Annotated in this window: 5 protein-coding genes; all 5 read right to left on the reverse strand. The window is 43.7% G+C overall.

What is annotated here, in order from left to right:
- Positions 1–584 (reverse strand): flagellar motor protein MotB (locus ACYC56_RS12900; RefSeq protein WP_461374581.1); only part of this gene is annotated, 584 nt, incomplete at its 3' end.
- Positions 581–1,429 carry a flagellar motor stator protein MotA gene (gene motA, locus ACYC56_RS12905; RefSeq protein WP_461374582.1) on the reverse strand — a complete coding sequence of 283 codons (849 nt, stop codon included), beginning with the start codon at positions 1,427–1,429 and terminating at the stop codon, positions 581–583. The genes motA and ACYC56_RS12900, both read right to left, overlap by 4 nt.
- 3 nt (positions 1,430–1,432) lie before the next feature.
- The gene (locus tag ACYC56_RS12910; RefSeq protein WP_461374583.1) at positions 1,433–2,230 is read right to left on the reverse strand and encodes a sensor histidine kinase; all 798 of its coding nucleotides are present in this window, start codon (positions 2,228–2,230) and stop codon (positions 1,433–1,435) included.
- The gene (locus tag ACYC56_RS12915; RefSeq protein WP_461374584.1) at positions 2,202–2,792 is read right to left on the reverse strand and encodes a PilZ domain-containing protein; all 591 of its coding nucleotides are present in this window, start codon (positions 2,790–2,792) and stop codon (positions 2,202–2,204) included. The genes ACYC56_RS12910 and ACYC56_RS12915 overlap by 29 nt, the downstream gene beginning before the upstream one ends.
- Positions 2,776–3,990 (reverse strand): HD domain-containing phosphohydrolase (locus ACYC56_RS12920; RefSeq protein WP_461374585.1); only part of this gene is annotated, 1,215 nt, incomplete at its 5' end. The genes ACYC56_RS12915 and ACYC56_RS12920, both read right to left, overlap by 17 nt.

Raw genomic sequence — 3,990 nt, forward strand, 5'->3', positions numbered from 1 at the left:
TCCCAGTTGGTATAACGATTTGAGGAGTAACTCAGGGCGTCCGTATGGCCTTCAATGGCCACATCATTGCCCATTTCTTTAATATTGGAGCCAATGACCTTAATGATCTTTCTGGCTGAGTCCGTAAGCGTAGGACTTCCGAGGGCAAACATGGGGTTGCCCTCTTTATCAACCATCTGAATCCGAACTCCGCCCTCAAAGACCTCAAGTAAGACTTGATCTTTAACTTCGGCCAGTTTCGTTTCAATATCTTTTTTTAATTTGTCCAGAAATTCTTCCCGGCCGGGCTGAATGAAATCACCTTGTTTGGATTTTGTTTTAAGTGTCCCGGCATCTCCCATGATCCCGACTTTCTTTTCAAAGAAACCAGACCCGGTATTTTCAAAAATACTGACGTCTTTAAAATACTGGGCCATGGTTTTTTTCTTTTCCGGTGCCAAAATGGCGATTAACCACATTAAAAGGAAAAAGGCCATCATGGCCGTTATAAAATCAGCATAAGCCACCTTCCATTCCCCACCGTGGTGACCGCCGCCGTGGCTTTTTCGTTTAACTTTTTTTATGATGATTTTCGATTCTTTCATTTCCGAATATAATCTTCCAACTCGTTAAAGCTGGGCCTTTCTTTGCCGGGGATGGCTCGTCTTCCAAATTCCACGGATAACTGGGGAGCCGCACCCCCTACAAAAGCGACCATAGAGACCTTAATCACAGAATAAAAAGCTTCATCTTCTTTTGCCTGATGCTCCAGGTTGGCGGCCATGGGCCCGACGAAACCATAGCACATCAAAACCCCTAAAAAAGTCCCCACCAGAGCTGCCCCGATGCTGTGCCCCAAGACCTCCGGGGGTTGGTCGATCTTGCCCATGGTTAAAACTACCCCTAAAACAGCGGCCACAATGCCAAAGCCTGGAAGGGAATCGGCCACCTTGGCTACGCTTACGGCCGGGATTAGAGATTCATGCTGGTGGGCCTCAATGTCGACTTCCATTAAATTCTCCATCTCATGGGCCGGCAAATTGGTGGAGATGATCACTTTGAGGTTATCACAGATAAAAGAAACGGCTTTAGGAATTGAAAGGACATCCTTGAATTTTTGAAACAAGGCACTATCCGCCGGGGTTTCGATGTCCGCTTCAATGGATATCAGGCCGTCCTTTCTTATTTTCATAAACAGGGTATTCATTAAAGACAGCAATTCCAGATAATTTTCTTTACTGCGCCCTTTACCCCCGAAGATAGCGGAAATATGTTTGACCACCAGTCCAACCACTTTGGAAGGAGAAGCAACCAAAAATGATCCAATAGCGGCCCCGAAGATAATTACAAGTTCAGCCGGCTGAAAAATCACCCCAAGGTTGCCGTGTTCCATAAGATAACCGCCTATCACGGCTCCTAAAACAACAACAATGCCGACAATAGCGAACATGCTCTAATCCTTACCTTTGACCGGCAAAAGGATCTCAAAAACAGGCCCTTCTCCCTTGATTGGTTCAATTTTTAATGTTCCCCCCAATTCGCTAATCCAGTGCATCGCTTCTTTAATCGCAATCCCTTTTTCCGATTCCATGGATTCATCTGCCGGGAACAATTCAAAAATAGGCATCAGGTGATCGGGGGGCATCCCAAAACCATTGGCGGAAATAGTTATCACTACAGTATGGTTCAAAGAGTCAAAGTTGGTTTTGAATACAACTTTCCTTTTCTCGGCTCTCTGTTCGAGGGCCTCTTCGACCTTGAGTATCAGCTTTAAAAAGACTTTTTGTAATTTAACCGCGTCTACCGCGATTGCAGGAATTTTGTTCCTCAAATCTCTGACCACTTCAATTTGTTGGTGGCGCAATGCACATCTTCTCAGATCGATGGTTTTTTCGATAATCTCGTTGACATCCCCAAAATGGACAGCGACTGATTCCTGACGTGATAGGGACAATACATTGGCCAGTAAAACCTTACATTTTTCAGCTGAAAAAGTAATATTTTTCAATCCGTTTTTGATACTCTCGTCTTCAATTTTTTTCATTGAGAGTAATTCGGCATACCCTAATATGCCGGTTAAATGGTTGTTAATATCATGAATGACCTCCGGCGTGATCCAACCAATCATTGCCAAGGCGTTTAATCGGTCAAAATATTTTTTAAAATGGGAGGGATCCGAATAAACGGAATCGGTTTCCCTCGGGATTTCGGTCTTCCCGTGATCAAAGGTTTTTTTCTTTACTGGATTCATCGTGACACCTTCTTTGTCTTTGCGCTGCAATGGATTTTCTTTGTTGATTTAAGGTATAGTGGATAATCTCATCCCTCACCGTATCATCCATCTCGTGGAAATGCAACGCCACTTCATATTCCCCACCCGCCAAGGCCTTAACCCGGACGACTTTGCCTGAGATGACCAATTCTTTAACCGGCAGAGTAGGCAAAAGCATTTTGATCCTCACCAGTTCGTCGAGGCCGAAATTTTTTTTAACTTTAACCTTCATTCCCGTTGAGCTGAGATTGATCGGTTGTGATTTGGTCTTTATTAAATCTACCGGAATCCTTTCTAAAATCTGGTCCAGTTTTATGTTAAGATTGACCAGCATCTTCCAGAGCCGGGGAGGAATATTTTCTTTTTCCAGGGCTAAGGGGTTGATTTCCTCCGGATCACCCTCAAAAGTTTCCGGGGTGAAAATAATTTCATCAGTTTCGATTTTACGAATTACGACTGGCAAGGTATCGTTAATTCGAAACGATTCTCTTTTTTCTTCCTGGACTGGTTTCAATGGATCGTTTTTATTCGGCATATTCATCTTGATATTCCAAGGCACCTGGAATGGTTTTTTTCAAATCTTCTCCCCTTCCCACCGGAGTGTATAAAAAGGCCGTGACAATTTTTTGGTCAAATTGGAAATGGGCAAAACGTTTAATTTCTGCGACCGCCTGTTCATGGGTCATGGCTTTCCGATAGGGACGGGAGGAAGTCATGGCATCGTAAGAATCGGCCATGGCCAGAACACGGGCTAAAAGGGGAATTTGTTCTCCTGCCAAACCTTCCGGGTAACCCGTTCCATCATACCTTTCATGATGGTAACGAATGATTTCCCGTTCTTTGGGAAAAAACTTTAAGGGCTTCAAAATATTATCCCCGATAACCGGATGCAGGCGGATATCGGCTTCTTCTGCTTCATTTAAGGGTCCAGGTTTTAGCAAAATTCCATCTCTAACTCCGATTTTTCCGATATCATGCAGATAGCCGCCGAATTTGATGGCATCCTTCTCCTCATCGGAAAGGTTTAATACATCGGCAATCTGCAGGGCATAGGCAGTCACCCTTTCGGAATGGAAACGGGTATACGGATCCCGGGCCTCAATGCTGATGACCAGGGCTTTCAAGCTGTTCACTAAATTATTATAAACAATTTCATATAGCACATTGTTTTCGATTCGGAGGGCCGTTTTGTTGACCAAGGTCAAAGCCAGAGAAATATCATCGTCGGTAAAAGATGATCCGTCTACCTTGTTGGCCAGGTTCAACAAACCGAACACCACATCCTTTATTACAAAAGGAATGGATATAAAAAGATAAGGCAGTGGCTGGCCGGTATGTGGATTTATTTCGCCCAAGCCGGCCACATAGTGGTCCCTGGTTTTCAAAATCGACTCAAAAAAGGTCGAGGAGATAGCGATATCCCGTTCTTTTACTCCAATCGCCTTTTTGACTTTCAAAAATCCATCCTCAATAATTCCAAAAGAAGCCTCCTGGACCATCAAGAGTTTGGAAGCCATGGCCACGATGGCGGAATAAATTTTATTATTGTCATATAAGGAATCCAGTTCGGCATGTATGGCCTGAAGGAGGTTGATTTTTTGTAATTTTTTAAATAACTCGGCATTGAGTCTTTCTACGGATTCCTGATAATTTTCTTTTAAACCAATCCGCTCAAGAAGGCGCTTTTCGCCTAAAATCCTTTCCACTGTGGACGTGATGGTTTTTATCTTAAACGGCTT

This window comes from Candidatus Aquicultor sp. (assembly GCF_054640775.1).